General features: G+C 62.5%; 23 protein-coding genes and 1 other RNA gene. 10 read left to right on the forward strand and 14 right to left on the reverse strand.

All coding sequences use genetic code 11. The features are described 5' to 3' along the window. Nucleotides 1-24: 24 nt before the first annotated feature. Complete coding sequence (gene ubiD, locus P3C18_RS12260) at nucleotides 25-1491, forward strand: 4-hydroxy-3-polyprenylbenzoate decarboxylase (protein ID WP_275962127.1); 1467 nt, start codon at nucleotides 25-27, stop codon at nucleotides 1489-1491. Next, a complete protein-coding gene (locus tag P3C18_RS12265) occupies nucleotides 1491-2459 on the forward strand; it encodes a CDP-6-deoxy-delta-3,4-glucoseen reductase (protein ID WP_275962128.1) in 969 nt (322 codons plus the stop codon). The genes ubiD and P3C18_RS12265 overlap by 1 nt, the downstream gene beginning before the upstream one ends. A 105-nt stretch (nucleotides 2460-2564) precedes the next feature. Here P3C18_RS12265 and P3C18_RS12270 read toward each other — a convergent pair whose 3' ends face one another. Continuing rightward, nucleotides 2565-3542 carry an NADPH:quinone oxidoreductase family protein gene (locus P3C18_RS12270; RefSeq protein WP_275962129.1) on the reverse strand — a complete coding sequence of 326 codons (978 nt, stop codon included), beginning with the start codon at nucleotides 3540-3542 and terminating at the stop codon, nucleotides 2565-2567. Between the two features lie 158 nt (nucleotides 3543-3700). On the opposite strand from P3C18_RS12270, the gene P3C18_RS12275 reads away from it, so the two are divergent. Beyond that, the gene (locus P3C18_RS12275; RefSeq protein ID WP_275962130.1) at nucleotides 3701-4108 is read left to right on the forward strand and encodes a flagellar basal body-associated protein FliL; all 408 of its coding nucleotides are present in this window, start codon (nucleotides 3701-3703) and stop codon (nucleotides 4106-4108) included. Between the two features lie 28 nt (nucleotides 4109-4136). On the opposite strand, the gene P3C18_RS12280 is transcribed toward P3C18_RS12275, so the two are convergent. Continuing rightward, nucleotides 4137-4586 carry an EVE domain-containing protein gene (locus tag P3C18_RS12280; protein WP_275962131.1) on the reverse strand — a complete coding sequence of 150 codons (450 nt, stop codon included), beginning with the start codon at nucleotides 4584-4586 and terminating at the stop codon, nucleotides 4137-4139. 172 nt (nucleotides 4587-4758) lie between these two features. Here P3C18_RS12280 and P3C18_RS12285 point away from each other — a divergent pair, with 172 nt between their 5' ends. Continuing rightward, the gene (locus tag P3C18_RS12285) at nucleotides 4759-4893 is read left to right on the forward strand and encodes a hypothetical protein (RefSeq protein ID WP_256665141.1); all 135 of its coding nucleotides are present in this window, start codon (nucleotides 4759-4761) and stop codon (nucleotides 4891-4893) included. Between the two features lie 49 nt (nucleotides 4894-4942). On the opposite strand, the gene P3C18_RS12290 is transcribed toward P3C18_RS12285, so the two are convergent. The 4 genes from P3C18_RS12290 to P3C18_RS12305 all read right to left on the reverse strand — a co-directional run bounded on the left by P3C18_RS12290 (nucleotide 4943) and on the right by P3C18_RS12305 (nucleotide 6321). Further along, nucleotides 4943-5539, reverse strand: coding sequence for a 5-formyltetrahydrofolate cyclo-ligase (locus P3C18_RS12290; RefSeq protein ID WP_275962132.1), 597 nt, complete (start codon nucleotides 5537-5539; stop codon nucleotides 4943-4945). Between the two features lie 49 nt (nucleotides 5540-5588). Then, a non-coding RNA gene (gene ssrS / locus P3C18_RS12295) (6S RNA) lies at nucleotides 5589-5767 on the reverse strand. A 33-nt stretch (nucleotides 5768-5800) separates the two neighbouring features. After that, the gene (locus tag P3C18_RS12300; RefSeq protein WP_090254691.1) at nucleotides 5801-6115 is read right to left on the reverse strand and encodes a cell division protein ZapA; all 315 of its coding nucleotides are present in this window, start codon (nucleotides 6113-6115) and stop codon (nucleotides 5801-5803) included. Beyond that, nucleotides 6115-6321, reverse strand: coding sequence for a TIGR02449 family protein (locus P3C18_RS12305; protein ID WP_090254694.1), 207 nt, complete (start codon nucleotides 6319-6321; stop codon nucleotides 6115-6117). Before P3C18_RS12305 ends, P3C18_RS12300 begins: the two co-directional genes overlap by 1 nt. Before the next feature lie 288 nt (nucleotides 6322-6609). Here P3C18_RS12305 and P3C18_RS12310 point away from each other — a divergent pair, with 288 nt between their 5' ends. From P3C18_RS12310 to P3C18_RS12330, 5 genes are read left to right on the forward strand one after another with little or no spacing between them, the layout of a single operon-like run. Beyond that, nucleotides 6610-7164 carry a YecA family protein gene (locus tag P3C18_RS12310; RefSeq protein ID WP_275962133.1) on the forward strand — a complete coding sequence of 185 codons (555 nt, stop codon included), beginning with the start codon at nucleotides 6610-6612 and terminating at the stop codon, nucleotides 7162-7164. 33 nt (nucleotides 7165-7197) lie between these two features. Next, complete coding sequence (pepP, locus tag P3C18_RS12315) at nucleotides 7198-8532, forward strand: Xaa-Pro aminopeptidase (protein WP_275962134.1); 1335 nt, start codon at nucleotides 7198-7200, stop codon at nucleotides 8530-8532. A gap of 3 nt (nucleotides 8533-8535) precedes the next feature. Further along, complete coding sequence (gene ubiH, locus P3C18_RS12320) at nucleotides 8536-9723, forward strand: 2-octaprenyl-6-methoxyphenyl hydroxylase (RefSeq protein WP_275962135.1); 1188 nt, start codon at nucleotides 8536-8538, stop codon at nucleotides 9721-9723. Nucleotides 9724-9726: 3 nt separating this feature from the next. After that, nucleotides 9727-10209 carry a DUF4442 domain-containing protein gene (locus P3C18_RS12325; protein WP_275962136.1) on the forward strand — a complete coding sequence of 161 codons (483 nt, stop codon included), beginning with the start codon at nucleotides 9727-9729 and terminating at the stop codon, nucleotides 10207-10209. A 14-nt stretch (nucleotides 10210-10223) separates the two neighbouring features. Continuing rightward, nucleotides 10224-11441: a 2-octaprenyl-3-methyl-6-methoxy-1,4-benzoquinol hydroxylase gene (locus P3C18_RS12330; RefSeq protein WP_275962137.1), complete on the forward strand. Its 1218-nt coding sequence runs from the start codon at nucleotides 10224-10226 to the stop codon at nucleotides 11439-11441. A 194-nt stretch (nucleotides 11442-11635) separates the two neighbouring features. On the opposite strand, the gene dctM is transcribed toward P3C18_RS12330, so the two are convergent. The 5 genes from dctM to P3C18_RS12355 form a co-directional block, all read right to left on the reverse strand. Next, nucleotides 11636-12919: a C4-dicarboxylate TRAP transporter large permease protein DctM gene (dctM, locus tag P3C18_RS12335; RefSeq protein ID WP_275962138.1), complete on the reverse strand. Its 1284-nt coding sequence runs from the start codon at nucleotides 12917-12919 to the stop codon at nucleotides 11636-11638. Then, nucleotides 12916-13548 (reverse strand): TRAP transporter small permease, encoded by a 633-nt coding sequence (locus P3C18_RS12340; protein ID WP_275962139.1) that lies wholly within the window; start codon nucleotides 13546-13548, stop codon nucleotides 12916-12918. The genes dctM and P3C18_RS12340 overlap by 4 nt, the downstream gene beginning before the upstream one ends. A 126-nt stretch (nucleotides 13549-13674) precedes the next feature. Then, the gene (dctP, locus tag P3C18_RS12345; RefSeq protein WP_275962140.1) at nucleotides 13675-14664 is read right to left on the reverse strand and encodes a C4-dicarboxylate TRAP substrate-binding protein DctP; all 990 of its coding nucleotides are present in this window, start codon (nucleotides 14662-14664) and stop codon (nucleotides 13675-13677) included. A 293-nt stretch (nucleotides 14665-14957) separates the two neighbouring features. Then, nucleotides 14958-16352 (reverse strand): sigma-54 dependent transcriptional regulator, encoded by a 1395-nt coding sequence (locus P3C18_RS12350; protein WP_275962141.1) that lies wholly within the window; start codon nucleotides 16350-16352, stop codon nucleotides 14958-14960. Beyond that, entirely contained in the window at nucleotides 16349-18163 is a 1815-nt protein-coding gene (locus P3C18_RS12355; protein WP_275962142.1) for an ATP-binding protein, read from the reverse strand. Before P3C18_RS12355 ends, P3C18_RS12350 begins: the two co-directional genes overlap by 4 nt. Nucleotides 18164-18330: 167 nt before the next feature. Here P3C18_RS12355 and P3C18_RS12360 point away from each other — a divergent pair, with 167 nt between their 5' ends. Next, complete coding sequence (locus tag P3C18_RS12360) at nucleotides 18331-19956, forward strand: methyl-accepting chemotaxis protein (protein WP_275962143.1); 1626 nt, start codon at nucleotides 18331-18333, stop codon at nucleotides 19954-19956. Here the strand turns inward: P3C18_RS12360 and rfbD are convergent. Genes rfbD through rfbA form a run of 3 tightly spaced genes read right to left on the reverse strand, consistent with a single transcriptional unit; the run spans nucleotide 19953 to nucleotide 22230 of the window. Continuing rightward, nucleotides 19953-20819: a dTDP-4-dehydrorhamnose reductase gene (gene rfbD / locus P3C18_RS12365; protein ID WP_275962144.1), complete on the reverse strand. Its 867-nt coding sequence runs from the start codon at nucleotides 20817-20819 to the stop codon at nucleotides 19953-19955. The genes P3C18_RS12360 and rfbD overlap by 4 nt on opposite strands. Continuing rightward, the gene (gene rfbC / locus P3C18_RS12370) at nucleotides 20816-21361 is read right to left on the reverse strand and encodes a dTDP-4-dehydrorhamnose 3,5-epimerase (RefSeq protein ID WP_275962145.1); all 546 of its coding nucleotides are present in this window, start codon (nucleotides 21359-21361) and stop codon (nucleotides 20816-20818) included. Before rfbC ends, rfbD begins: the two co-directional genes overlap by 4 nt. 2 nt (nucleotides 21362-21363) lie before the next feature. Further along, complete coding sequence (gene rfbA, locus P3C18_RS12375) at nucleotides 21364-22230, reverse strand: glucose-1-phosphate thymidylyltransferase RfbA (RefSeq protein ID WP_275962146.1); 867 nt, start codon at nucleotides 22228-22230, stop codon at nucleotides 21364-21366. Between the last annotated feature and the right edge of the window lie 11 nt (nucleotides 22231-22241).

The raw sequence follows: 22241 nt of genomic DNA on the forward strand, positions 1-22241 counted from the left end.
CTCGGCCCGAAACGAGGCATCTGCATGCAGTATCGTGACCTGCGCGATTTTATTCGCGGTCTGGAGACGCGCGGCGAACTCAAGCGCATCCAAACGCCGGTTTCCCCTGTGCTGGAAATGACCGAAATCTGCGACCGCACCCTGCGTAAAGGCGGGCCGGCGCTGCTCTTCGAAACCCCCACAGGGTTTGACGTGCCGGTGCTCGGCAACCTGTTCGGCACGCCCAAACGCGTGGCCTTGGGTATGGGCGCGGAAGAAGTCAGCGAGCTGCGTGAAATCGGCAAGCTGCTGGCCTTTCTCAAGGAGCCTGAGCCGCCGAAAGGCCTCAAGGATGCCTGGAACAAGCTGCCGATCTACAAGAAGGTGCTGAGCATGGCGCCCAAGGTGCTCAAAGACGCGCCGTGCCAGGAAGTGGTCGAAGAGGGCGAGGATGTCGACCTCGGCAAGCTGCCCGTGCAGACCTGCTGGCCGGGTGATGTCGGCCCACTGATTACCTGGGGTCTGACCATCACCAAAGGTCCGAATAAGGAACGGCAAAACCTCGGTATCTACCGCCAGCAGGTGATCGGCCGTAACAAGGTGATCATGCGCTGGCTCAGCCACCGTGGTGGTGCCCTGGACTACCGCGAGTGGTGCCAGAAGTATCCGGATCGCCCCTACCCGGTGTGCGTGGCGCTAGGCGCCGATCCGGCGACCATTCTTGGCGCGGTTACTCCGGTACCAGACAGCCTCTCCGAATACGCCTTTGCCGGCCTGCTGCGCGGCCACCGCACCGAGCTGGTCAAGGCCCGTGGCAGTGATCTGCAGGTGCCGGCCAGCGCCGAAATCGTCCTCGAAGGCGTGATCCATCCGGGCGAGACCGCGCCGGAAGGGCCATACGGCGACCACACCGGCTATTACAACGAGGTCGATACCTTCCCGGTATTTACCGTCGAGCGCATTACCCGTCGGCAAAAGCCGATCTACCACAGCACCTATACCGGTCGTCCGCCAGATGAGCCGGCGATTCTCGGTGTGGCGCTCAACGAAGTGTTTGTGCCGATCCTGCAGAAGCAGTTTCCCGAGATCATCGACTTCTACCTGCCGCCGGAAGGTTGCTCGTATCGCATGGCGGTGGTGACCATCAAGAAGCAGTACCCCGGCCACGCCAAGCGCGTAATGCTTGGTGTGTGGTCGTTCCTGCGACAGTTCATGTACACCAAGTTCGTTATCGTCACCGACGACGATATCAACGCACGGGACTGGAACGACGTGATCTGGGCAATTACCACGCGCATGGACCCCAAACGCGACACGGTGATGATCGACAACACACCGATCGACTACCTCGACTTCGCCTCGCCGATCTCCGGCCTTGGTTCGAAGATGGGCCTGGACGCCACCCATAAGTGGCCCGGCGAAACCAACCGTGAGTGGGGTCGGGCTATCGTTCAGGATGAAGCGGTCAAACAGCGTGTCGATGCGCTGTGGTCTGAGTTGGGAATCGATTGATGAAAGTCACCCTGAATCCTTCAGGTGCCGTGCTTGACGTGCAGCCCCGCGAGCGCATCCTCGATGCCGCGCGGCGGCTGGGTTACGACTGCCCGCAGAGCTGCCGCAATGGTAACTGCCATATCTGCGCGGCGCTGCTGGTTGAAGGCCGTGTGCAGCAGGGCGGGGTCGAGCTGAGCCAAGGTGAGTTGTTCACCTGCCTGGCCGAGCCGTTGGAAGACTGTGTGCTGCATTGGGATGGCGTGCTGGCCCCCGGCGAGCTGCCGGTGCGTGAACTGGCCTGCCAGGTTGTCGCCTGTGATGAGCTGGGCGGCGATGTGTTTCGCCTGCGGCTGAATACGCCGGCCGGCAAGGCGCCGCGTTACCACGCCGGGCAATACCTGCTGCTGCAGCGCGACGGCGATGATTACGCAGCCTTCTCCCTGGCCTCGGCGCCGCATCGCGGACGCGAGCTGGAGCTGCATGTGCTGGCTCGCGATGAGGCCACGGTTGCGCTGATCGCCCAGCTGCGCCGTAGCGGTCTGGTGCGGGTGAAGATGCCGTTCGGTGATACCCACCTGGCCGAGCTGCCGGCTGGGCCGCTGGTGCTGATCGCCGCCGGTACTGGCATGGCGCAAATGCACAGCCTGATCGAACACTGCCGCGCCGCCGGTTTCGTCCATCCGGTGCACCTGTACTGGGGCGCGCGTCGCCCGGAAGACTTCTACGAGCTGGAACATTGGGCGCAGTGGCAGCAGGTGCCCAACCTGTTCCTGCATCAGGTGGTCAGTGATCAGTGTGGCTGGCAGGGCCGTTGTGGCCTGCTGCACGAAGCCGTGCGTGAAGACTTCGCTGACCTCAAGGCGCTGAATGTCTATGCCAGCGGCTCACCGGCGATGGTCTACGCCACTCTGGATGCGCTAGTGGATGCCGGTATGGATGCGCACCAGATGCGCGCGGATGTATTCGCCTACGCGCCGCGTGGCTGAATGAAAGAAGCCGCTTTGGGGCGGCTTCGTAGGGTGGATCACGCTTCACCGATCCACCAATTTTGCTGTGAGTGGTGGATGAATAAAGCGTCATCCACCCTACATTTAACGCACCTGCACCACCACCTTGCCCACGGCCTTGCGTTGGCCAAGGGTGTTGATCGCCTCCGCAGCCTGTTCCAATGGAAAAGTCTGCGACACCAGCGGCTTGAGTTTGCCTTCGGCGTGCCAGGCGAACAGCTGCTGGAAGTTGGCGGCGTTATCCTGCGGCTGGCGCTGGGCGAAGGAGCCCCAGAATACCCCGACCACGGCTGCGCCCTTGAGCAGGGTCAGGTTGACCGGCAGCTCGGGGATGCGACCGCTGGCAAAACCCACCACCAGCAGGCGGCCGTTCCAGGCGATGGAGCGGATTGCTGCATCGAACAGGTCGCCACCCACCGGGTCATAGATCACGTCCGCGCCCTGGCCGCCGGTCAGGCGTTTTACTTCGTCCTTCAGGTTGCTTTCGCTGTAGTTGATCAGCTCATCGGCGCCGGCGGCCTTGGCCACTTCGAGCTTTTCTGCGCTGCTTGCTGCGGCGATTACTTTGGCACCCATGGCTTTGCCGATTTCCACGGCGGCCAAGCCAACACCACCGGAGGCACCGAGTACCAGCAGGGTTTCCCCCGGTTGCAGGTTGGCGCGCTGCTTGAGGGCGTGCATCGAGGTGCCGTAGGTCATGCCGAAGGCGGCGGCGCTGGCAAAATCCATGCTCGCGGGGATCGGCATAACGTTGTAGCCGGGCACCGCCACTTCTTCGGCAAAGCTGCCCCAGCCGGTAAGGGCCATGACTCGGTCACCGGCTTTCAGGTGGCTGACCTTTTCGCCTACTGCGCTAACCACGCCAGCTGCTTCGCCACCTGGAGAGAAGGGGAAGGGCGGCTTGAACTGGTATTTGCCCTCGATGATCAGGGTGTCGGGGAAGTTGACCCCGGCCGCATGCACTTGTAGCAGCACTTCGTTCTTCTTCGCTTCGGGGCTGGCGATTTCTTCCAGTACCAGGGTTTCGGCGGGGCCGAAGGCTTTGCACAGCACGGCTTTCATCGGGCTTTTCCTCTGCGGTTGATGGTCATGCAGTGTAGGTGCGGGCGGTGCCCGGTCAACGAGCATGCCTGTGCCTGATAGCTATGCATAAGCTTGGGGCTTGGGCCGCTGCCTGACTGTGGCTATGCTAGGGGCTGAACTCTTGAGGAATACCGCCTGTGAAAGCCTGGATCGCATTGTTGTTGGCCCTGTCCCTGCCCTTGGCGGCACACGCCTCTGAAGATAAAGAAGCCAAGGCGGCGGTGCCTGCCGTGGCCTATGTCTCGCTGTTTCCTGCGCTGGTGGGAAATTTTGGCGAGGGGCCGAAGCTCAAATTCTTCAAGGCCGATATTTCCCTGCGGGTAACTGGTGCAGATGTCGAGGCGAGGGTCAAACACCACGACCCGCTGATCCGTAATCAACTGGTCATGCTGTTCTCCCAGCAGACAGAAGAAGCCATGGCGGCCCCGGGTGCTCGCGAAACCTTGCGCGCCGAGGCGCTCAAGCAGGTGCAGGAAGTGCTTACCCAGGAGGAAGGCAAGCCGCTGGTGGAAGACCTGCTATTCAATAACCTGATTATTCAATAAGCCCTCATGCAGCTGGCGCTGCGCCATTTCAGCGCAGCGCCAGCACGGCTGCCCATTCCTCGGTGCTGACCGGCATAACCGACAGGCGGCTGCCCTTCTGTACCAGCGGCAACGCCAGCAGCGCACTCTGCGCTTTCAGCTGCGCCAGCGGGATCACCCGCTTGAAGGCCTCGACAAACGCCACATCGACTGCGCTCCAGGGGTTCTTGGCAGCGCTGGCCTTGGCATCGAAGTAGTGGCTGACAGGCTCTAGCGCGGTGGGATCGGGGTAGTGCGCCGAGGCGATGCGGGCGATTCCGGCAATGCCCGGCTCTGGGCAGCTGGAGTGATAGAAGAAGAACAGATCACCCGGCTGCATGCTGCGCAGGAAGTTGCGCGCCTGGTAATTGCGCACGCCATCCCAGCGTGCCTGCTCCAGGCGCTGCAGGTCGTGGATCGAGAGTTCGTCGGGTTCTGACTTCATCAGCCAATAAGGCATGAACTTTGCTCCTGTGATTCAGTCCGTTAGCGGGCAGGTGCTATTTGCACGGGTAGTGCCCGGCGTATTGCAGTGTTGCAGCCGGCGCGTGTGGATGGCAGCCGCTGTTGGACCTATAAAAATAATCGCCGCGAATACAGCGTGCGCTATGCCTTTAAGGGGGAGGCATTCGATGAAACGTAAACCCGATGTGTTGTTGATTTTGGTAATACTGTTCAGCCTGGGTGTGGTCACTACCGGTTATACCCAGAGTTTGTGGGATCGCCAGGCTGATACACCGGTCACTCAGTCGCAAGCGGCTGGTTGAACCTGGTAGGTACCGCAGGGAGTGCGGTACAGCCTTTAAGCGGCCTGACTCAATACCACGCCTTATCCGTCACTGTGCCTTGCAGTGGCACATCCCAGCTGGCCATGGTCAGTCGATCCACCTGCTGACACTCATGCGCCAAACCCAATAATGTCGGTTTGTGCCAATTTTTGCGCAGTGCGCGATACGCCAGGCTGCGGTCATAGAACCCACCGCCCATGCCCAGGCGTCCTCCGTGACGGTCGAAACCGACCAGCGGTAGCAATACCAGATCCAGTGCCCAGACCTTGCGCTGCTGTTTGCAGTTGCGCTGGGGCTCGTCGATACCGAAGCGATTCTTCTGCAAGCGCTCATGGGCGCGGATGCGTTGAAACACCATTTTGCTGCGCGGCCAGGGGCTTAGCACTGGTAAATAAGTCGCCCTGCCCCGTTGCTGTGCGGCACGCAGCAGGGGGCGTGGGTCGATCTCGCCGTCGTTGGGAAGGTACAGGGCAATGTGCCGCGCGCGGCGAAACAGCGGGTGCTGCGCCAGCAGTTTATACAGGCCTTGGGCGGCTTGGCGTTGGGCGTGGCGGCTGAGGGCGCGGCGCTGTACGCGCAGGTGGCGGCGTAATTGCGCGCGGCTTAGTGCAGAGGTATCGAGCATGGGCTGTTGCGGTAGCGATTGCCGCAGAGGGGCAACCGGCTGGAAAAGGTGACTCCCCGACGTGCCGCTGTCGGCTTAGCCCTTGAACCCGAAAGTTCAAGGTGGAGGTTGCAGGAGGCGTTAAGGCTTTCCGTCAAGCGGACATGCACACCGGCTTCAACGTGCAACCTCCGGGGTTGTGCGAATCGGCTCAGGGACATCACCAACTGGCGCACACTCCAGGGAGCGGCGGCCAGTATACCCGAAAGCGTCGGCACGCAATCAGCTGCCTTGCTCATCGGCGTCCCGAGCCAGAGCGCTGTCGACCCGATTGAGCAGGCTACGCACCTGATCACGGTTGGCGCCGGCCTGTTGATCAAGGTGTTGCTGTTTGTGTAGCAGGTCGTGGGTGATGTTGAGGGCGGCCATCACCGCAACGCGGTCGGCACCGATCACTTTGCCGCTTGAGCGGATCTCCCGCATCTTGCCATCCAGATAGCGCGCGGCACTTTCCAGGTTGCTGCGTTCATCGCTCGGGCAGGCGATGCAATATTCTTTGTCCAGAATCTGGACGGTCAAGGTGTTCGACTGGGTCATTAATCCTGCTCCAGGGCTTTGAGGCGCGAAATCATGGATTCGACCTTATGCCGGGCCATTTCGTTCTTTTCAATTAGATGGGCACGTTCTTCGCGCCAGGCCTTTTCGCTCGTCAGAAGCTGTCGGTTTTGCGCCTTGAGCTGTTCGACGCGCTGGATCAGCAAGTCCAGCTTGGTCGTAAGAGCCTGCAGGTCGACGTCTTCCATGGTTCTCTACTCGTACTAGGTGAGTGGGCTGGCAGGTGAAAAATAGCGTCTTTGCGGCGTCTTCGACAGTGCCCGGTGGTGCGCGGCGCTGTTGTTGGGTGTGTGGCCAGTGTGGGGCAGATCGGCACGCCAGAGGTTGATGCATTTCACCCACGGATCACGGCGCGGCAATTTTTGCGTTGGCTGGGCGGGCTCCGTCGAGCCGCTTGCATAGTCTTGGCACGCCTGCCGGTGCTAGGATACAAGGCCTCCATTCTAGTGATCGCGCAGCTTTGCGCCTAGTTATCTATGCCAACTTCAAATTCGCCGTACTCCGCGTTTGCCGCCCTGCTTGCCAACAGCGGCCACACCATTTCCCCTGCCGAGTTGCATGGTCTGTTGCTCGGTCGCAGCTGTGCTGGTGCGGGCTTTGAAATCGACTCCTGGCTGGTGGATGCCGCCGAGCTGCTCGGTGCTGCGCCGGAAGACACCGTGCGCCAGGCGCTGATCGGCCTGCAGGAAATGGTCAAGGGCGAGCTGACCAGCAACGATGTCACCGTGGTGCTGTTGTTGCCCAGCGACGATGCGCCGCTTAGCGAGCGTGCAGTGGCTCTGGGACAATGGTGTCAGGGCTTCCTCGGCGGCTTCGGTCTGACTGCCCGCGACAGCGCCTTGAGCGCCGAAGCCATGGAAGTGCTGCAGGACCTCTCGGCGATTGCCCAGGTGCAGAACGCCCTGGACGAATCCGATGATGGCGAGAACGATTACATGGAAGTGATGGAATACCTGCGTGTGGCGCCGTTGCTGCTGTTCAGCGAGTGTGCCAAGCCTGTGGTTGCTGCGGCGAAGCCGTCGCTGCATTGATTTTCATGCAATAGAAGTGGACTCAATCTGCCCATGATCAGCATCCCCAAGTCGGAATACGCCCGTCGGCGCAAGGCGCTGATGGCGCAGATGGAACCCAACAGCATCGCGATTTTGCCGGCGGCGCCGGTGTATATCCGCAACCGAGATGTCGAGCATATCTACCGCCAGGACAGCGACTTCCAGTACCTCTCCGGCTTTCCCGAGCCGGAAGCGGTGATTGCGCTGATTCCCGGGCGCGAGCATGGCGAGTACGTATTGTTCTGCCGCGAGCGCGACCCGCTGCGCGAACTGTGGGACGGCCTGCGCGCCGGGCAGGACGGCGCCATCAGCCAGTACGGCGCCGATGACGCGTTCCCGATTGGCGATATCGACGACATCCTGCCGGGGCTGATCGAGGGCCGTGATCGGGTCTATTCCTCCATGGGCACCAACCATGAGTTCGACCGCCAGCTGATGGAGTGGATCAACGTGATCCGCTCCAAAGCGCGCCAGGGCGCGACGCCACCCAACGAATTCATCACCCTCGAACACCTGCTGCATGACCTGCGCCTGTACAAGTCGGCGGCCGAAGTCAAAGTCATGAAGGAAGCCGCGGACATCTCCTGCCGCGCCCACGTGCGTGCCATGCAAGCCAGTCGTGCGGGCCTGTTCGAATACCACCTGGAAGCCGAGCTGGATTACGAGTTCCGCAAGGGCGGGGCGAAGATGCCGGCCTATGGCTCCATCGTCGCGGCGGGCAAGAACGCCTGCATCCTGCATTACCGTGAGAACGACGCGCCGCTGAAAGACGGCGATCTGGTGCTGATCGACGCGGGCTGTGAAATCGACTGCTACGCCAGCGACATCACCCGCACCTTCCCGGTCAGCGGCAAGTTTTCCCCCGAGCAGAAAGCCATCTACGAGCTGGTGCTGGCGTCGCAGGAAGCCGCGTTCAAGGAAATCGGCCCCGGCAAGCACTGGAACCAGGCCCATGAAGCCACAGTGCAGGTGATTACTGCCGGGCTGGTGGAGCTGGGCCTGCTGCAGGGCGATGTCGCCGAGTTGATCGCCAGCGAGGCCTACAAACCCTTCTATATGCACCGCGCCGGCCACTGGCTGGGCATGGATGTGCACGATGTTGGCGAGTACAAGGTCGGCGGCGAATGGCGCGAGCTGGAAGTCGGCATGGCCATGACGGTTGAGCCGGGCATCTATATCGCCGTGGACAATCAGGACGTGGCCAAGAAGTGGCGCGGCATTGGTGTGCGCATCGAGGACGACGTGGTGGTGACCAAGAGCGGCTGCGAAATCCTCACCAGCGGTGTGCCGAAAACCGTTGCCGAAATCGAAGCGCTGATGGCCGCCGCACGCAGCGTGGCTGCCTAGATCATGCAACGGGTGGATATCGCGATTATCGGCGGTGGCCTGGTCGGCGCCAGTCTGGCCGTGGCCCTGCAGGCCGAAGCCAAGCAGCGCGGCTGGAGCATTTGCCTGATCGAGCCGTTCACCCCGGGCAACGGTTATCAGCCCAGCTACGACGCGCGCTCCACTGCGTTGTCGTTTGGTTCCCAGCAGATTTATCAGCGCCTTGGTTTGTGGCAGCAGATCAGCCAGCGCGCCGAGCCGATCAAGCAGATTCATGTTTCCGACCGAGGCCGTTTCGCCGCCGCGCGCCTGAGCGCCGAGGAAGAAGGCGTGCCGGCGCTCGGTTATGTGGTGGAAAACGCCTGGCTTGGCGAATGCCTGTGGCAGGCGCTGGATCAGCAAGTGGTGAGCTGGCGCAGCCCGGCGCAGGTCACCCGCATGCAGGCCCTGGCCGATGGTTACCGCCTGACTTTGGATGACGGCAGCGAACTGGAATGCAGCCTGGCGATTCTTGCCGAGGGCGGCCGCTCCGGACTGCGCGAGCAGTTGGGCATCGCCGTCAGCACTACGCCGTACGGGCAGAGCGCGCTGATCGCCAACGTCAGCCCGCAGGAGGCGCACAACGGCCTGGCCTTCGAACGGTTTACCGAAGAAGGACCGATGGCCCTGCTGCCGCTGGCGGATAACCGCTGCGCCCTGGTCTGGACCCGCGCCACCCTGGAAGCCGAGCGGCTGTCGGCGCTGGACGATGCGGCGTTTCTCGCCGAGCTGCAGCAGGCCTTCGGTTATCGCCTGGGCAGCCTGCGCCAGGTTGGCGCGCGGCATCTCTACCCGCTGGCGCTGACCGCAGCCAAAGAGCAGGTGCGTCAGCATCTGGTGGTACTCGGCAATGCTGCGCACAGCCTGCATCCGATTGCCGGCCAGGGTTACAACCTCTCGCTGCGCGACACCCTGGTGCTGGCCGAAACCCTGCTGACCAGCAATGCGCCCTTGGGCGATCTGGCTACCCTGCAGCGCTACCTGAGCAGCCAGCAGATGGATCAGCAGCTGACTGTCGGCTTCTCCGACCAGGTCACCCGCCTGTTCAGCACCGGCCAGCCGTTATTGGCTGCTGGGCGCAACCTTGGCCTGCTCGGCCTCGACCTATTACCTCCGGCGAAACGCTGGTTCGCCCGCCAGGCCATGGGCCTTGGCACTCGCTCGGAGCATTGATTCATGTCGGCAAACAAACTGGCGCGCAAGGCGCGGCTGCTGCGCTGGGCGATGAATCTGTATCCACCCTATCTGGGCGCCGGTGTGCGGGTGCGGCGGATCAGCGCGGACTTCCGCCAGGTACAGGTGAAGATGGGCCTGGGCTGGTATAACCGCAACTATGTTGGCACCCAGTTCGGCGGCAGTTTGTATTCGATGACCGACCCGTTCTTCATGCTGATGATTATGGAAAACCTCGGGCGTGACTTTATCGTCTGGGACAAGGCCGCGCGCATCGACTTTATCGCCCCCGGCACCGGCCCTGTGTACGCGGACTTCAGTATCGACCAAGGGCTGCTTGACGATATTCGTCAGCACACCGCCGATGGCGATAAGTACCATCCCGAGCTGCATGTCGACGTGCGCGATGGCAGCGGCACCCTGGTGGCGCGGGTGCATAAAACTCTTTATGTGCGACTTAAACCGCGCGTTCGGCAGGCAGCTTGAACAAGGAATATGTGATGCAAGCGGATCTGATCATCGTTGGTGCAGGCATGGTGGGCAGCGCCCTGGCGCTGGCCCTGCAGGATCAGGGCCTGGAGATTCTGCTGGTCGATGGCGGCCCGCTGAGCGTCAAACCCTTTTATCCGCAGGCTGCCTTCGAGCCGCGGGTCAGTGCGCTATCGGTGGCCAGCCAACGCATTCTTGATCGCCTCGGTGTATGGGACGGCATCGCCGCACGGCGTGCCTGCCCCTATGGCGAGATGCAGGTGTGGGACGGCTCCGGAACCGGGCAAATTCATTTCAGCGCAGCCAGCGTACATGCCGAATCCCTCGGCCATATCGTCGAGAACCGCGTGGTGCAGGATGCCCTGCTCGAACGCCTGCACGACAGCCCGATTGGTTTGCTGCCGGGTGCCCGCCTGGAGCAGCTGCGCCGCTCCGGCGATGGCTGGTTGCTCAGCCTGAGTGACGGCCGCGAGCTGCGTGCGCCATTGATCATCGCAGCGGATGGCGCCAACTCGGCGGTGCGCCGCCTGGCCGGTTGCGCCACCCGCGAGTGGGATTACCTGCACCACGCCATCGTTACCAGCGTGCGTTGCAGCAAGCCGCATCAGGCCACCGCCTGGCAGCGCTTTACCGATGACGGCCCACTGGCCTTTCTGCCGCTGGCAGGCCCGGCAGGCGAGCACTGGTGCTCGATTGTCTGGTCGGTGACCCCGACAGAAGCCGAGCGGCTGATGGCGCTGGGTGATGCCGGCTTTCGCCGCGCTCTGGGCTTTGCCTTCGAACACCGCTTGGGCGAGGTGCTACACGCTGATCCGCGCCTGTGTATCCCGCTGCGTCAACGTCACGCCAAACGCTATGTCGAAGACGGCCTGGCGCTGATTGGCGATGCCGCACACAGCATCCATCCGCTGGCCGGGCAGGGCGTCAACCTGGGCTTTCTCGATGTGGCAGTGCTGGCCGAGGTGCTGTTGCATGCCGCGCAGCGTGGCGAGCGCCTCAGCGATGTGAAGGTGCTGAGCCGCTATGAGCGCCGGCGCATGCCGCACAACCTGGCGATGATGGCTGCGATGGAAGGCTTCGAGCGGCTGTTCCAGGCCGACCCGCTGCCGCTGCGCTGGTTGCGCAACAGCGGCCTCAACTGGGTGGACGATCTGCCAGAAGCCAAGGCGCTGTTTGTCCGTCAGGCGCTGGGTTTGTCGGGTGATTTGCCGGAGTTGGCGCGGGCTTAACGCTGACTATCTAGCCCAGTGACGCTCGTTACGCCGATGGTGGGTTACGCCGCGCCCCGAATGGCGTGAGTCTGGCAGTCGCGACATGCGGCTAACCTGCGCGGCCCGACCCACACTACAAAAGTCACGTACAAAAAAAGCCCGGCACTGAGGCCGGGCTAAAAGTGTGTAGGGAAGTACACACGGAGTTGCTGTCAGGTCATGCCCAGCCAGTTGGGCAGGGCCATGGATACGGCAGGCACGTAGGTGATGATCATCAGGAAGCTCAGTAGCAGCATCAGCCACGGCCAGGCGGCCTTGATCACGGCGGTCAGCGGCATACCGGTCACCGCCGAGGTGACGAACAGGTTGAGCCCCACCGGTGGTGTGATCAGACCGATTTCCATGTTCACCACCATGATGATGCCCAGGTGGATCGGGTCGATGCCCAGTTGCACGGCAATCGGGAAGAGGATTGGCGCGAGGATCAGGATGATCGCCGACGGCTCCATAAAGGCGCCCGCCACCAGCAGCACGATGTTCACCACCAGCAGGAACTGCCATGGCTGCAGGCCCATCTCGATCACCCAGGCGGTGATGGTCTGGGGGATCTGCTCGGTGGTCAGTACGTGGGCGAAGAGCATGGCGTTGGCGATGATGAACATCAGCATGATGGTCAGCTTGCCGGAGTCCAGCAGTACCTTGGGGCACTCGCGGATGGTCATGTCCTTGTACACGAACAGCGCGACGAAGCCGGCGTAGACCGCCGCTACTGCAGCTGCTTCAGTCGGAGTGAACATGCCGGTGTAGATGCCGCCGAGGATGATCACCATCAACAGCAGGCCCCAGATCGCCTTACGCGCAGTGGTCAGCAGCTGACGCAGGCTGGCGCGTGGCATGGACGGCAGGTTCATCTTCCGCGCGACGATATAGATCGCCACCATCAGAGCAACGCCCAGCAGCAGGCCCGGCACTACGCCGGCCATAAACAGCTTGCCCACCGACTGCTCGGTCGCGGCGGCATATACCACCATGACAATCGACGGTGGAATCAGGATGCCCAGGGTACCGGCGTTACACACGATCCCGGCGCCGAATGCCTGCGGATAACCCGAACGCACCATGCCGGCGATGGCAATCGAGCCCACGGCCGCCACGGTGGCAGGTGACGAGCCGGACAACGCAGCGAACAGCATGCACGCCATTACGGCGGAAATAGCCAGGCCGCCACGGATATGGCCGACGCAGGCGTTGGCGAAATCGATCAGGCGCTGGGCCACGCCGCCGGTGGTCATAAAGGCACCGGACAGCAGGAAGAACGGGATCGCCAGTAGGGTGTAGTGCTCGCTGGTTTCGAACAGCTTGATCGCCAGCGAACGTACCGAGTCCGGGCTGAACAGCATGATGGTCACCGAGCCGGCCAGGCCCAGGGAGGCGGCAATCGGCACGCCGATAAACATCAGCAGGAACAGCAGCAGGAAGAGGAACAGGATGGTCATTGTTTGTGCTCCCCGTGCTCATTGATCTTCAGTGCGTCAGCGGCTTCATCAGCCAGGCCCAGGCCGGTCTGCTGGTTGCGCAGGATGCGTACGAAGATTTCAAAGAAGCGGATAAAAACCATGGCGTAGCCGAACGGCACGATCAGGGTGATATGCCATTGCATGATGCCGTAGTGACCGAGGTCTTCCGCACCGATGCCGGCAGTGAACAGGGTTTTCACCCAGTCGAAGCTGGCCACGGTGATCAGTCCGGCATAGCCCAGGCAGGCCAGGCAGGCGATCAGGCCAATCACCCGCTGCACCGGCTTGCTCGCCAGTTTCACCAGCGCATCGACGCCGATGTGCCCAGCGGTGCGTACACCGTAGGCCAGGCCGAAGAAAATCAACCAGGCGAATAACGCCTTGGTCAGGGCAATGCTCCAGGTCATCGACTGGGCCATGCCGAGAATGCTGTCGCCGATGGCGAAGAACAACTCACTGCTGCCTTCCCAGCGATCCGCCAGGTTGTAGAACAGTGTGTAAAGGTTATTGAGGATCACGTAGACGAAGGTCACCAGCGTCATGGCGGCCAGCAGGAACGCGATAAAGCCTTCCTCGAAGTGGTCCCAGACGCGCCGCAAGGCGTTCATCAATAGAATCTCCAGTGGTTAGGGGCGGCGTACCCAGGCAACCCGCGAGGGTTGCCTGGGTATTCGGCCAATCGCGCAGCGGCAAGGCTGCGCTGTGGTTGGGTGCAGGCCGCAGCCTGCTCCGCCTTACTGGTTGGCTGCGTCGGCGGCCTTGATCAGGTCGGCGCCGATTTCCGCTTCGAACTTGCTCCACACCGGCTTCATGGCATCGCGCCATTCATTACGCTGCTCAGGAGTCAGGCTAATGATTTCGGTGGTTTTCGCCTCGAGGATGCGCTGCTTGTCGCCTTCGTTTAGGGCGTCAGCCTGCTTGTTCACTTCGGCGGTCACTTCCACAATGATCTTGTCCAGCTCGCTGCGTACATCGGCAGGCAGGCTGTTCCAGAACTTGGTGTTGGTGATCAGCATGTAGTCCAGTACACCGTGGTTGGACTCGGTGATGAACTTCTGCACTTCGTGCATCTTCTGGCTGTAGATGTTCGAGTAGGGGTTCTCGGCACCGTTAACCACGCCAGTCTGCAGGCCTTGGTAAACCTCGGCGAAGCTCATTTTGCGCGGGTTGGCTTTAACGGCCTTGAACTGCTCTTCCAGTACGGCGGAAGCCTGTACGCGGAATTTCAGGCCACGTGCATCTTTCGGCTCACGCAGTGCCTTGTTGGCGGACAGCTGCTTGAGGCCGTTGTGCCAGTAGGCCAGGCCGGTGATGTTTTTATCTTCCATGGATTTCAGCAGCGCCTGACCTTCAGGGCTCAGCTGGAAGCGGTCGACGGCGGCCATGTCCTGGAACAGGAACGGCAGGTCGAATACCTGGATCTGCTTGGTGTACTGCTCGAACTTGGCCAGCGATGGGGCGATCAGCTGCACGTCACCGAGCAACAGCGCTTCCATTTCCTTGCCATCGCCGAACAGCGAGGAGTTCGGGTAAACCTCGACCTTGACCTTGTCGCCCAGACGCTCTTCGGCGAGCTTCTTGAACAGCACGGCACCCTGGCCTTTAGGGGTGTGGTCGGCGACCACGTGGGAGAACTTGATCACGATCGGGTCGGCCGCTTGGGCCATGCCGGCGATGCTCAGCGACAGGGCGCACGCGAGCGCCTTGGCAGTCAGTTTGAACATGGAGTCTTTCCTCTTGTTTTTGTATAGCGTGATGCGCCGCAGCGCTACAAGTCGGGCGAACAGGCTCAAGTCTAGGCGGCCTGTCAGAAAATGACGGGCGTCGGGCAGATTGCCTAGAACTGTGCGTTAGTGAGTCGCCTTGAGGAGGCTAGAGCAACCGCCATGCCAGGCGCTGAAGTGGCTGCTGTGAGTAGTGTGAAACGCAGCAACGACAAGGCCTGGCGGGTTGTTGCAGAGGATTTTGCGCGCAGCTGCGCAGGGCGTTTGCGCAGCTTTTGGCGGAAATCCGCCGGCTAGTCGAGGCTGTCTGGCGAGCTTCCGCCAGCATCGGCGAAGCTCAGGCCGTGTTTGCGCAGCTTGTCGTGCAGGGTTTTGCGCGGTACGCCCAAGGCCTCGGCCAGGCTGCGTAGCGAGCTGTGCGAGCGGCTCAGTTCGGCGCTGATCAGGCTGCGTTCGAAGGCTTCCACCTGGGCATTCAAGCCGCCGCTGCTGCCGTCTTCATCGGGCAGCGGCGCCGCAGCCTGGGCCTGCAGGTCGAGGTCCAGTTCCAGGCCCAGGGCGAAGCGTTCGGCGGCGTTCTGCAGTTCACGTACGTTGCCCGGCCAGGGGTGACGCAGCAGCGCTGCGCGCTGGCCCGGCTGCAGGCTACGTTCGGCCAGGCCATGGCGGCTGCTGGCGGCTTCGGCAAAGTGCTGGAACAGCAGCAGGGCATCTTCGCCGCGCTCACGCAGGGCCGGGATGCGCAGCGGGGCGACGTTCAGGCGGTAATACAGGTCGGCGCGGAAACGGCCTTGATCGGCGGCCTGGCGCAGGTCTTCCTTGGTCGCCGCAATCACCCGGATATCTAGGGGAATCAACTGGTTGCCGCCGAGGCGCTCGACCACCCGCTCCTGCAACAGGCGCAGCAGTTTGACCTGCACTTCCAGGCTCATGCTTTCGATTTCATCGAGAAACAGCGTGCCGCCATTGGCGAATTCGAACTTGCCGATGCGGCGCTTTTGCGCGCCGGTAAAGGCGCCTTGCTCATGGCCGAACAGCTCACTTTCCACCACCGATTCGGCCAGGGCGCCGGCGTTGATCGCCACAAACGGCCCGGCGCGGCGGCTCGACAGGTCGTGCAGAGCGCGCGCCACCACTTCCTTGCCGGCGCCGGTTTCACCGAGGATCAGCACGTCGCTGTTGATCCCGGCCAGGGCGCCGATTTGTTCGCGCAGGCGCAGCATGGCTGGCGATTGGCCGACCAAGCGCGCTGACAGGGTGTGGCGATCGGCCAGGGCCATGCGCAGGCTGCGGTTATCCAGCACCAGACGGCGTAGGGCCAAGGCGCGGCGCACGCTGTCGAGCAGGTCGTCGCTGGCGAAAGGTTTTTCCAGAAAGTCATAGGCGCCCGCGCGCATGGCCTGCACGGCCAGCGGCACATCGCCGTGGCCGGTGATCAGCAATACCGGCAGTTCCGGGTCCTGTTCCTGCAGTTGTTGCAGCAGTTGCAGGCCGTCGATGCCGGGCATGCGGATATCGCTGACCACCACGCCCGGCCAGTCGCGCTCAATGCGCGCGGCCACGCCATGGGCATCGGCCAGGCTGCTGACCTTGAGCCCAGCCAGGTCGAGGGTCTGGCTCAGCGCCTGACGCAGGTGGGGGTCGTCGTCGATCAGCAGCACCTGGGTGCGGGAGTCGATCATGCTCATACAGCAAAGTCCTCTGGCGACTGGGTTTTGATGCCCTGATCCGCGGCGCGCAGGCGCAGGGTCAGCTGGGCGCCGCCTTCGGGGTGGTTGGCGAACAGCAGTTCGCCGCCCAGGGCGCGCATCAGGGTATCGCAAATGGCCAGGCCGAGGCCGAGGCCCTGAGCGCTGGTCTTGGTGGTGAAGAATGGCTCGCGGGCGCGTTGCAGCGCCTCCTGACTAAAGCCGGGGCCGTTGTCTCGCAGGTGTAGGTCGACGCCCTCGGCGGTGAGTTCGGCACTCAGCCACAGGCGGCGTGGCTGCGGCACTTCGCTCAAGGCATCGAGGGCGTTGGCCAACAGGTTGCCAAGCACCTGGCGCAGGCGGGTTTCCCCGGCCTGCACCCACAGGGTAGCGTTCGGCAGGTCGCGAATCAGCTCGACCTGCATGGCCTGGCGACGCTTGGCCAGCAGGGCCAGGGCATCGTCGATGGCCGGTTGCAGGGCCACGCTTTCCGGGGCGTGGCGATCACGGCGAGCGAAGGCGCGCAGGTGCGCGATGATCGAGGCCATGCGTTCGGTGAGCTGGCTGATCAGCTTGAGGTTGGCGCGGGCATCGTCGCCGCGCTGGTGGTCGAGCAGCACGCAGGCGTTGTCGGCGTAGCTGCGGATGGCCGCCAGCGGCTGGTTGAGCTCATGGCTGATGCTCGCACTCATGGTGCCCAGGGCTGAGAGTTTGCTGGCCTGCACCAGTTCATCCTGGGCCTGCACCAGCTCCTGCTGGGCCTGCTCGCGCTCCAGCACTTCCTGCTTCAGCCGGCTATTCAGCCGTTCCAGGTCGAGGGTGCGTTCCAGCACGCGTTGTTCCAGCTGCTGACGCGCCTGGCTGTCGAGGGCGATGCGCTCCAGGTAGTGACGGCGACGCTGCATCAGCAGGCCGAGCAGCAGCATCAACAACAGCAGCATGCCGCCGCCGGCGACCAGGGCGGTGCGCACCGGGCGGTCGAGCAGGCTGCGTGGGGCGAGGATGCTGACGGTCCAGCCGGTTTCCTTGAGTTCGCGGTCCTGGCGAATCCAGTTCTGCGTATCCAGTTTGATCGGCGGTGGCGCCTGGGTCGGGTAGGGCAGGTTGGCGGCAATTGCGGCGCGCTCGGCGGCGTCCAGCGGGCGGCTGGCGGTAAAGCGCCACTGGCTGTTGGAGGTGAGAATCACCACGCCATTGGCATCGGTGACCAGCAGCTGTTCCGGGGTGTTGCCCCAGAGGGTTTCGGTGTGGTCGAGGTCGACCTTGACCACCAGCGCGCCGAGATTGCGCTCGCCATCGCGCACGGCAGCGGCGAAGTAGTAGCCGCGCTTGCCCGAGGTGGTGCCGAGGCCGAAGAAGCGCCCGGGGCGGCCGGCGATGGCCTCGCGGAAATACGGGCGGAAGGCGAAGTTACGGTCGACAAAGGAGTCGGCCTGCTCCCAGTTGGAGGCCGCTAAGGTCTTGCCGTTGGGGTCCATCAGGTAGATCACGTCGGCGCCAGTCTGCCCGCGCACCTGATCGAGCAGGCGGTTGGCGTTCTCCAGCAGGGCGCGCTCGCTTGGCTGTTGCAGGGCCAGGCGCAGGGCCGGCAGGTCGCCGAGAATCGGTGGCAGCACCTCGTAGCGGCGCAGGGTGCCAAGCAGGTTGGCCACATAGAGGTCGAGGGTCTGGCGGTTCTGTTCGACCAGTACGCCGCTGTAGTAACGCTCGGCCAGTTGCTGCAGCGGCCACAGCAGGGGCGTCAGCAGCAGGGCGAGGACAGCCAGGCTGCGCCAACGCGGACGACGTGGGTGAGGATGGGCGGTGGACATGCGCTTACTCGGGCAGGGTGATCAGTTGAGAGTGGCGGTTATGCAATAAGTGGGCAAGCTCGCCGATATGGGTCAATACTCAAATCGTTCGGCATCGCCCTGGAGTAATGGTGCCACCCGGTTGCGCCCTGCATGGACGGCTGCGCTTTAGTCCCTGGAGGTTTGTGATGTTGGCTCAATTGACGGTAAGGGCGAGGTTGTTGCTATTGGCGGTGGTGCCGTTGCTGGTGCTGATTGTGGTCATCGGCATGGCGTTGTCCAACGCCAGCAAGCTGAATGACAGTTTTGACGAGTTGTTTACCGACCGCATGCAGCCGATCAGCCAGCTCAAGCTGGTGTCCGATGCCTACGCGGTGGCGATGGTTGATGCACTGCATAAATACCGCGCCGGGGTGTTCGATGAATCCGCGTTGCGCAAGGCATTCAGTGATGCCCGCAGCCGTGGCGACAAGGCCTGGGCCGAATACATCGCCACCCGTCTGACCCGAGATGAAAGCAGCCGGGTCGAGCGGGTCAAGCCGCATCTGTTGCGGGTGCAGCAACTGGCCGATCAGTATCTGGGCCAGCTCGGCAATGGCCAGTTGTTGGCAGCCGAAGCCGGGCCGTTCAATCGCACCCTGTATGACACGTTCGACCCGCTCGGTGGCGAGCTGGAGGGCTTGATCAACCTGCAGTTGAGCGAGGGCGAGCAACTGAACGTCGAGACCGCCGCGCAGTACCAGACGATCCGCAATAGTTTTGTGGTGATTGGCGTGGTGGCGCTGGTGCTGGTGCTGGTGGCCGCGTTGTTGATCAGCCTGTCGATCATTCGCCCGCTGGCCGGTTTGCGCAGCCTGATCAGCGAAGTGCAAGAGTCTTCCAATCTGACCCTGCGCGCCGATGCCAGCGGCCGCGATGAGGTGTCCGATACCGCGCGGGCCTTCAACACCATGCTTGATCACCAGCAGGCATTGATTCGTCACTTGACCGATACCGCCACGCAGCTGGCGGCAGCGTCCGAGGAAATGAGCGCGATCAGTGCCCAGGTCAGCCAGGCCGCCACGGCTCAGGGTGACCAAACCAGCATGGTGGCCACCGCCGTGCACCAGATGAGCGTGGCGGTGCAGGAAGTGGCGCGCAATGCGCAGTCCACCGCGAGCAATGCGGCGGACGCGAACAAGGAAGCGCGCCAGGGCAGTGAGCTGGTGCAGTCCAACCTCACATCGATTCAGGGCCTGTCGGCGTCGGTAGAAAAAGCCGGCCAGGTGATCGACACCCTGCACAGCCAGAGCGATGAAATCAGCAAGGTGCTCGGGGTTATTCAGAGCATTGCCGAGCAGACCAACCTGCTGGCGCTCAATGCGGCCATCGAGGCAGCGCGCGCCGGTGAGGCAGGGCGTGGCTTTGCCGTGGTGGCCGATGAGGTGCGCAGCCTGGCGAGTAATACGCAGAAAGCCACCGAGTCGATTCGCAGCATGATCGATGCCCTGCAAGGCGGTGCGCGTAGCGCGGTGAGCGCCATGCAGCTATCGCGGGAGCAGGCGCAAAACAGCGTCAGCCATGCCCGTGAAGCGGGTGAGGTGCTTAATCATATTGCCCACGCCATCGAAGGCATTGCCGATGGCAATGTGCAGATATCCGCCGCTACCGAGGAGCAGACTGCGGTGGCCAATGAGATCAGCCAGAACATCAGCAGCCTTAATGACAGCATTGGCGAGGTGGTCAACGGCGCCGAACAGAGCTCGATTGCCAGTCGCGATCTGGCGCAACTGGCTACCGGTTTGCAGCAGCAGATTCAGCGTTTTAGGGCTTAGCTGCGAGCGAGGCACTGCTCCAGCGCGGCTTGCCAGGTTGGCAGTTGAACCTGCCAGTCCTGCTGCAGGCGGCTGCAGTCCAAACGTGAATTAAGTGGGCGTTGCGCCGGGGTTGGGTAAGCGCTGCTGGGAATAGGTTGTAGCGTCGCCACACGTTTGCCCTGGTTACGCAGGTGCGCGGCAATTGCGCTGGCGAAACCGAACCAGCTGGTTTCGTCCTGTGCGCTCAGGTGATACAGGCCCCACGGGCCGGCATGGCCGCTGCGCCAGTGCTTGATCAGCTGCACTGTGGCCTGCGCAATAGTGCCGGCCCAGGTTGGTGCGCCAATCTGGTCGTCCACCACGGACAGGCTTTCGCGCTCCTGCAGCAGGCGTTGCATGGTCAGCAGAAAGTTTTTGCCGTGCTGCGAATAGACCCAGCTGGTACGCAGAATCAGGTGCATACCGCCCACGGCCTGAATCGCCTGCTCGCCCGCCAATTTGCTGCGCCCGTAAACACTCAGCGGGTTTGTGCTATCGCTCTCGCGGTAAGGCGCGGCCTGGCTGCCATCGAACACATAATCAGTGGAGTAGTGGATCAGCGGAGCGCCCAGCTCGGCAGCGACCTCGGCGAGGATGCCGGGTGCCGTGGCGTTGATCGTGAAGGCCAGCTCCGGCTCGCTCTCGGCCTGATCCACCGCGGTGTGCGCGGCGGCATTGATGATCAGCTCGGGACGCAGGCGCTGGACATGCTGACGAATCAGTTCGGGCTGAGCCAGGTCCAGCTGCTCGCGGCCCAGTACCGTCAACTTGCCTGCGCCTTGCAGGGCGCGCTGCAACTCCTGGCTGACCTGGCCGTGCTGGCCGAGCAGGAGAATCTTCATGGGAAAACCTGCGCATCGACGAAACTGAGCCCGGCCTGATCCTTGGCTGATAACTGCGGCGCGCCATCCAATGGCCAGTCGATGGCCAGGGTCGGGTCATCCCAGCGGATGCAGCGTTCGTGTTCCGGCGCGTAGTAGTCAGTGGTTTTGTAGAGAAACTCGGCGAATTCGCTGAGCACCACAAAGCCATGGGCAAAACCTTCGGGCACCCACAGCTGCCGCTTGTTCTCGGCGGACAGGTGCACGCCGATCCAGCGGCCAAAGGTGGGTGAGCTGCGGCGTAGGTCCACCGCCACGTCATAGACTTCGCCGGCGGTGACCCGCACCAGTTTGCCCTGCGCCTGCTGCACCTGGTAATGCAGGCCACGCAACACGCCTTTGGCTGAGCGCGAATGGTTATCCTGGACAAACTCACGCTGCAGGCCGGTGGCATCGGCAAAGCGGCGGGCATTGAAGCTCTCGTAGAAAAAACCGCGATGATCGCCGAACACCTGGGGTTCGAGAGTGATCACGCCGGGTAGGTCGGTGCTGACTGGCTGCATGCTCACTCCTCGGCCAGTTTGAACAGGTACTGGCCATAGCCGGTTTTGCCGAATGCTTTGGCCTGGGCCAGCAGTTGTTGGCGATCAATCCAGCCTTGCTGGTAGGCGATTTCTTCCAGGCAGGCGACTTTCAGGCCCTGACGCTGTTCGATGGTCTGCACGTATTGCGAGGCGTCGAGCAGGCTGTCGTGGGTGCCGGTGTCGAGCCAGGCAAAGCCACGGCCGAAGCGTTCGACCCTAAGATCGCCGCGCTGCAGGTAGGCGTTGTTGACGTCGGTGATTTCCAGCTCGCCGCGCGGTGAGGGTTTGACCGCCTTGGCGATCCTGACTACATCGTTGTCATAGAAATAAAGGCCGGTCACCGCGTAACTGGATTTCGGCACAGTCGGCTTTTCTTCAATGGAGATGGCCTTGCCCTGAGCATCGAACTCAACCACGCCAAAGCGCTGGGGATCACTGACCCAATAGCCGAACACCGTAGCCCCTGAAGGTTCGGCGGCGGCGCGCAGAAGTTTCTCGGTGAAGTGCTGACCATGAAAGATATTGTCGCCGAGGATCAGGCACACCGAGTCTGTGCCGATAAAGTCTTCGCCCAGGATAAAGGCCTGGGCCAGGCCATCGGGTGAAGGTTGTTCGCTGTACTTGAAGCGCACGCCAAACTGGCTGCCATCACCGAGCATCTTGCGAAAATTTGGCAAGTCTTGCGGGGTGGAGATGATCAGAATCTCGCGCACACCAGCCAGCATCAGCACCGAGATCGGGTAGTAGATCATCGGCTTGTCATAGATCGGCAGCAGCTGCTTGGACACGCCCAGGGTGATCGGGTGCAAGCGGCTACCGGAGCCGCCTGCGAGAATGATGCCTTTCATCGTGCTGCTCC

It is taken from the genome of Pseudomonas sp. 1928-m, from assembly GCF_029269135.1.
GTDB lineage: Bacteria > Pseudomonadota > Gammaproteobacteria > Pseudomonadales > Pseudomonadaceae > Aquipseudomonas.

What these genes read in the sequence shown, in the direction of transcription:
- P3C18_RS12265 (WP_275962128.1), top strand. Translation starts at nt 1,491, where the DNA reads ATGAAAGTCACCCTGAATCCTTCAGGTGCCGTGCTTGACGTGCAGCCC.
- dctM (WP_275962138.1), bottom strand. Translation starts at nt 12,919, where the DNA reads ATGACCATCCTGTTCCTCTTCCTGCTGCTGTTCCTGCTGATGTTTATC.
- P3C18_RS12310 (WP_275962133.1), top strand. Translation starts at nt 6,610, where the DNA reads ATGCCAACTTCAAATTCGCCGTACTCCGCGTTTGCCGCCCTGCTTGCC.
- rfbD (WP_275962144.1), bottom strand. Translation starts at nt 20,819, where the DNA reads ATGAAGATTCTCCTGCTCGGCCAGCACGGCCAGGTCAGCCAGGAGTTG.
- P3C18_RS12325 (WP_275962136.1), top strand. Translation starts at nt 9,727, where the DNA reads ATGTCGGCAAACAAACTGGCGCGCAAGGCGCGGCTGCTGCGCTGGGCG.
- ubiD (WP_275962127.1), top strand. Translation starts at nt 25, where the DNA reads ATGCAGTATCGTGACCTGCGCGATTTTATTCGCGGTCTGGAGACGCGC.
- dctP (WP_275962140.1), bottom strand. Translation starts at nt 14,664, where the DNA reads ATGTTCAAACTGACTGCCAAGGCGCTCGCGTGCGCCCTGTCGCTGAGC.
- P3C18_RS12270 (WP_275962129.1), bottom strand. Translation starts at nt 3,542, where the DNA reads ATGAAAGCCGTGCTGTGCAAAGCCTTCGGCCCCGCCGAAACCCTGGTA.
- P3C18_RS12285 (WP_256665141.1), top strand. Translation starts at nt 4,759, where the DNA reads ATGAAACGTAAACCCGATGTGTTGTTGATTTTGGTAATACTGTTCAGC.
- rfbA (WP_275962146.1), bottom strand. Translation starts at nt 22,230, where the DNA reads ATGAAAGGCATCATTCTCGCAGGCGGCTCCGGTAGCCGCTTGCACCCG.
- P3C18_RS12355 (WP_275962142.1), bottom strand. Translation starts at nt 18,163, where the DNA reads ATGTCCACCGCCCATCCTCACCCACGTCGTCCGCGTTGGCGCAGCCTG.
- P3C18_RS12305 (WP_090254694.1), bottom strand. Translation starts at nt 6,321, where the DNA reads ATGGAAGACGTCGACCTGCAGGCTCTTACGACCAAGCTGGACTTGCTG.
- P3C18_RS12350 (WP_275962141.1), bottom strand. Translation starts at nt 16,352, where the DNA reads ATGAGCATGATCGACTCCCGCACCCAGGTGCTGCTGATCGACGACGAC.
- P3C18_RS12300 (WP_090254691.1), bottom strand. Translation starts at nt 6,115, where the DNA reads ATGACCCAGTCGAACACCTTGACCGTCCAGATTCTGGACAAAGAATAT.
- P3C18_RS12290 (WP_275962132.1), bottom strand. Translation starts at nt 5,539, where the DNA reads ATGCTCGATACCTCTGCACTAAGCCGCGCGCAATTACGCCGCCACCTG.
- P3C18_RS12340 (WP_275962139.1), bottom strand. Translation starts at nt 13,548, where the DNA reads ATGAACGCCTTGCGGCGCGTCTGGGACCACTTCGAGGAAGGCTTTATC.
- rfbC (WP_275962145.1), bottom strand. Translation starts at nt 21,361, where the DNA reads ATGCAGCCAGTCAGCACCGACCTACCCGGCGTGATCACTCTCGAACCC.
- pepP (WP_275962134.1), top strand. Translation starts at nt 7,198, where the DNA reads ATGATCAGCATCCCCAAGTCGGAATACGCCCGTCGGCGCAAGGCGCTG.
- P3C18_RS12280 (WP_275962131.1), bottom strand. Translation starts at nt 4,586, where the DNA reads ATGCCTTATTGGCTGATGAAGTCAGAACCCGACGAACTCTCGATCCAC.
- P3C18_RS12330 (WP_275962137.1), top strand. Translation starts at nt 10,224, where the DNA reads ATGCAAGCGGATCTGATCATCGTTGGTGCAGGCATGGTGGGCAGCGCC.
- P3C18_RS12360 (WP_275962143.1), top strand. Translation starts at nt 18,331, where the DNA reads ATGTTGGCTCAATTGACGGTAAGGGCGAGGTTGTTGCTATTGGCGGTG.
- ubiH (WP_275962135.1), top strand. Translation starts at nt 8,536, where the DNA reads ATGCAACGGGTGGATATCGCGATTATCGGCGGTGGCCTGGTCGGCGCC.